The sequence below is a fragment of the Herbaspirillum autotrophicum genome (genome assembly GCF_001189915.1).
Lineage (GTDB): Bacteria > Pseudomonadota > Gammaproteobacteria > Burkholderiales > Burkholderiaceae_D > Herbaspirillum > Herbaspirillum autotrophicum.
In genome coordinates this window covers 1-5,350 of record NZ_LFLS01000071.1, presented here as the reverse complement: position 1 = coordinate 5,350, position 5,350 = coordinate 1, and the positions used below count along the sequence as shown (strand labels likewise).

Sequence of the window (5,350 nt, the reverse complement as noted above, 5' to 3'; positions counted from 1 at the left end):
CGGGATGGGAAGGGGTGGTACCAACTTGCTATAGTCATCAGGCATAACTTGTAGTGTCATTTGAGTCCCGTTGAAACTGGGATTGTCAAACAACGCAATCTGGGAAGAAGTAAATTATATTGGGTGTGATGCTCAAGGCAAACACATAAATCTCTAAAGCTATAACAAGCTAATGTTATAGGAACAAGCCGCACGGGCAATTAGTATCAGTTAGCTTAATGCATTACTGCACTTCCACACCTGACCTATCAACGTCCTGGTCTCGAACGACCCTTTAGGGGAATCTAGTTCCCGGGAAGTCTCATCTTAAGGCGAGTTTCCCGCTTAGATGCTTTCAGCGGTTATCTCTTCCGAACTTAGCTACTCGGCAATGCCACTGGCGTGACAACCGATACACCAGAGGTTCGTCCACTCCGGTCCTCTCGTACTAGGAGCAGCCCCCTTCAAACTTCCAACGCCCACGGCAGATAGGGACCAAACTGTCTCACGACGTTTTAAACCCAGCTCACGTACCACTTTAAATGGCGAACAGCCATACCCTTGGGACCGGCTACAGCCCCAGGATGTGATGAGCCGACATCGAGGTGCCAAACTCCCCCGTCGATATGAACTCTTGGGAGGAATCAGCCTGTTATCCCCAGAGTACCTTTTATCCGTTGAGCGATGGCCCTTCCATACAGAACCACCGGATCACTATGTCCTACTTTCGTACCTGCTCGACTTGTCAGTCTCGCAGTTAAGCACGCTTATGCCATTGCACTATTAGCACGATGTCCGACCGTACCTAGCGTACCTTCGAACTCCTCCGTTACACTTTGGGAGGAGACCGCCCCAGTCAAACTGCCTACCATGCACTGTCCCCGATCCGGATAACGGACCAAGGTTAGAACCTCAAACAAACCAGGGTGGTATTTCAAGGATGGCTCCACGAGAACTAGCGTCCCCGCTTCAAAGCCTCCCACCTATCCTACACAGATTGGTTCAAAGTCCAATGCAAAGCTACAGTAAAGGTTCATGGGGTCTTTCCGTCTAGCCGCGGGTAGATTGCATCATCACAAACATTTCAACTTCGCTGAGTCTCGGGAGGAGACAGTGTGGCCATCGTTACGCCATTCGTGCAGGTCGGAACTTACCCGACAAGGAATTTCGCTACCTTAGGACCGTTATAGTTACGGCCGCCGTTTACTGGGACTTCAATCAAGAGCTTGCACCCCATCATTTAATCTTCCAGCACCGGGCAGGCGTCACACCCTATACGTCCACTTTCGTGTTTGCAGAGTGCTGTGTTTTTATTAAACAGTCGCAGCCACCTTTTTATTGCAACCCTTTCGTCCTTCAAGCGCAGGCCTGTCAAACTACTAGGGCGTACCTTATCCCGAAGTTACGGTACAAATTTGCCGAGTTCCTTCTCCCGAGTTCTCTCAAGCGCCTTAGAATACTCATCTCGCCCACCTGTGTCGGTTTGCGGTACGGTCTCGTTAGACTGAAGCTTAGAGGCTTTTCTTGGAACCACTTCCGATTGCTTCGTGAACAAGTTCACTCGTCCCATACCCTTGAATTACGCTGCCGGATTTGCCTAACAGCCTTCTCTGATACAGAAACCGGGACTTCCAACACCCGGACAACCTTCCGCGATCCGTCCCCCCATCGCATCTAACGACGGTGCAGGAATATTAACCTGCTTCCCATCAGCTACGCATCTCTGCCTCGCCTTAGGGGCCGACTCACCCTGCTCCGATGAACGTTGAACAGGAAACCTTGGGCTTACGGCGTGGAGGCTTTTCACCCCCATTATCGCTACTCATGTCAGCATTCGCACTTCTGATACCTCCAGCATCCTTTACAAGACACCTTCGCAGGCTTACAGAACGCTCTCCTACCATATCAATAAATTGATATCCGCAGCTTCGGTGACTGGCTTAGCCCCGTTACATCTTCCGCGCAGGACGACTCGATCAGTGAGCTATTACGCTTTCTTTAAAGGATGGCTGCTTCTAAGCCAACCTCCTGACTGTTTTAGCCTTCCCACTTCGTTTTCCACTTAGCCAATCTTTGGGACCTTAGCTGGCGGTCTGGGTTGTTTCCCTCTTGACGCCGGACGTTAGCACCCGACGTCTGTCTCCCAAGCTCGCACTCATCGGTATTCGGAGTTTGCAATGGGTTGGTAAGTCGCGATGACCCCCTAGCCATAACAGTGCTCTACCCCCGATGGTGATACTTGAGGCACTACCTAAATAGTTTTCGGAGAGAACCAGCTATTTCCAAGTTTGTTTAGCCTTTCACCCCTACCCACAGCTCATCCCCTAATTTTTCAACATTAGTGGGTTCGGTCCTCCAGTGCGTGTTACCGCACCTTCAACCTGGCCATGAGTAGATCACTTGGTTTCGGGTCTACACCCAGCGACTGAACGCCCTATTCGGACTCGATTTCTCTACGCCTTCCCTATTCGGTTAAGCTTGCCACTGAATGTAAGTCGCTGACCCATTATACAAAAGGTACGCAGTCACCCCTTGCGAGGCTCCTACTGTTTGTATGCACACGGTTTCAGGATCTATTTCACTCCCCTTCCGGGGTTCTTTTCGCCTTTCCCTCACGGTACTGGTTCACTATCGGTCGATTACGAGTATTTAGCCTTGGAGGATGGTCCCCCCATGTTCAGACAGGATTTCACGTGTCCCGCCCTACTTGTCGCAAGCCTAGTTCCACACTAATGATTTCGTGTAAGGGGCTATCACCCTCTATGGCCGGACTTTCCATTCCGTTCCACTATCAAAAATGCTAAATCTTGCAGGCTGGTCCCATTTCGCTCGCCACTACTTTGGGAATCTCGGTTGATTTCTTTTCCTGCAGCTACTTAGATGTTTCAGTTCGCCGCGTTCGCCTCACAGACCTATGTATTCAGTCAGTGATACCCTAAAAGGGTGGGTTTCCCCATTCGGAAATCTGCGGATCAAAGCTTGTTTGCTAGCTCCCCGCAGCTTATCGCAAGCTACTACGTCCTTCATCGCCTGTAATCGCCAAGGCATCCACCATGTGCACTTAGTCACTTGTTCCTATAACGTTAGCCTCTGTTTCCAGAAACGCGTTATAGAAAATTTTGAGTTTAGCGTTTGCCGTATTGCCAAAGTAAGTCTTCTAATTGCTAAGATCACTTCGTAATACTTTGATTGATACAATCACACCCATCAACAATTCATACAAGAGTCGAAACCCTGGTAATCGTCGTTGACGAATTCTTTACTTCTTCCAGATTGTTAAAGAACAAAACAGCTATTGATCGTAAAAGACCAAACCTAAATCCACACGCATAGTGCGACTTAGGTTTGATGTTTCTGGTGGAGGTTGACGGGATCGAACCGACGACCCCCTGCTTGCAAAGCAGGTGCTCTCCCAGCTGAGCTAAACCCCCGAAACTCTTTGGTGGGTCTGGTTGGGCTCGAACCAACGACCCCCGCGTTATCAACACGGTGCTCTAACCAGCTGAGCTACAGACCCGCTTGGATCAGTAATCAGCAGTCACCGACAAGCATGGCCTGCCGCCGCAACCGAATAACTGTTCTTCTTATTAACAGCCGATAAGTGTGGACGCTTAACTTCTTGCGCACTCTAGAAAGGAGGTGATCCAGCCGCACCTTCCGATACGGCTACCTTGTTACGACTTCACCCCAGTCACGAACCCTGCCGTGGTAATCGCCCTCCTTACGGTTAGGCTAACTACTTCTGGCAGAACCCGCTCCCATGGTGTGACGGGCGGTGTGTACAAGACCCGGGAACGTATTCACCGCGACATGCTGATCCGCGATTACTAGCGATTCCAACTTCATGTAGTCGAGTTGCAGACTACAATCCGGACTACGATACACTTTCTGGGATTAGCTCCCCCTCGCGGGTTGGCGGCCCTCTGTATGTACCATTGTATGACGTGTGAAGCCCTACCCATAAGGGCCATGAGGACTTGACGTCATCCCCACCTTCCTCCGGTTTGTCACCGGCAGTCTCATTAGAGTGCCCTTTCGTAGCAACTAATGACAAGGGTTGCGCTCGTTGCGGGACTTAACCCAACATCTCACGACACGAGCTGACGACAGCCATGCAGCACCTGTGTTACGGTTCTCTTTCGAGCACTCCCAAATCTCTTCAGGATTCCGTACATGTCAAGGGTAGGTAAGGTTTTTCGCGTTGCATCGAATTAATCCACATCATCCACCGCTTGTGCGGGTCCCCGTCAATTCCTTTGAGTTTTAATCTTGCGACCGTACTCCCCAGGCGGTCTACTTCACGCGTTAGCTGCGTTACCAAGTCAATTAAGACCCGACAACTAGTAGACATCGTTTAGGGCGTGGACTACCAGGGTATCTAATCCTGTTTGCTCCCCACGCTTTCGTGCATGAGCGTCAGTGTTATCCCAGGGGGCTGCCTTCGCCATCGGTATTCCTCCACATATCTACGCATTTCACTGCTACACGTGGAATTCTACCCCCCTCTGACACACTCTAGCCATACAGTCACAAATGCAATTCCCAGGTTGAGCCCGGGGATTTCACATCTGTCTTGTATAACCGCCTGCGCACGCTTTACGCCCAGTAATTCCGATTAACGCTTGCACCCTACGTATTACCGCGGCTGCTGGCACGTAGTTAGCCGGTGCTTATTCTTCAGGTACCGTCATTAGCAAAGGATATTAGCCCTCACCGTTTCTTCCCTGACAAAAGAGCTTTACAACCCGAAGGCCTTCTTCACTCACGCGGCATTGCTGGATCAGGGTTGCCCCCATTGTCCAAAATTCCCCACTGCTGCCTCCCGTAGGAGTCTGGGCCGTGTCTCAGTCCCAGTGTGGCTGGTCGTCCTCTCAGACCAGCTACTGATCGATGCCTTGGTGAGCCTTTACCTCACCAACTAGCTAATCAGATATCGGCCGCTCCACGAGCATGAGGTCTTGCGATCCCCCACTTTCATCCGTAGATCGTATGCGGTATTAGCTAATCTTTCGACTAGTTATCCCCCACTCTAGGGCACGTTCCGATATATTACTCACCCGTTCGCCACTCGCCACCAGGAGCAAGCTCCCGTGCTGCCGTTCGACTTGCATGTGTAAGGCATGCCGCCAGCGTTCAATCTGAGCCAGGATCAAACTCTTCAGTTCAATCTCTGTTTTGCCATTGCTGGCTGGTTCTTTCGAACCGGTCACTCACTCAAAATACTGACAGATAATTTCTTACCTATTTTTCTTTCTTTGTGAGCATTTAATATTTAAAGTTTCCAGACCGAAGTCTGTCGCTTTCCATTAAACGCCCACGCTTATCGACTGTTAATTTTTAAAGAACCTTTTCTGCCGCCGCGGTCCGACTT

At 50.4% G+C, this 5,350-nt stretch carries 2 tRNA genes and 2 rRNA genes; all 4 read right to left on the bottom strand.

Features of this window, described 5'->3' with window-relative positions:
* Positions 1-179: 179 nt before the first annotated feature.
* Positions 180-3,054: ribosomal RNA gene (locus tag AKL27_RS26760) — 23S ribosomal RNA — on the bottom strand.
* Between the two features lie 280 nt (positions 3,055-3,334).
* Positions 3,335-3,410 (bottom strand) — tRNA-Ala (locus AKL27_RS26755).
* A 9-nt stretch (positions 3,411-3,419) separates the two neighbouring features.
* A tRNA-Ile gene (locus tag AKL27_RS26750) sits at positions 3,420-3,496 on the bottom strand.
* A 115-nt stretch (positions 3,497-3,611) separates the two neighbouring features.
* A 16S ribosomal RNA gene (locus AKL27_RS26745) occupies positions 3,612-5,144 on the bottom strand.
* Together the 16S and 23S rRNA genes with 2 tRNA genes alongside form the textbook arrangement of a ribosomal RNA operon.
* Positions 5,145-5,350: the final 206 nt, after the last annotated feature.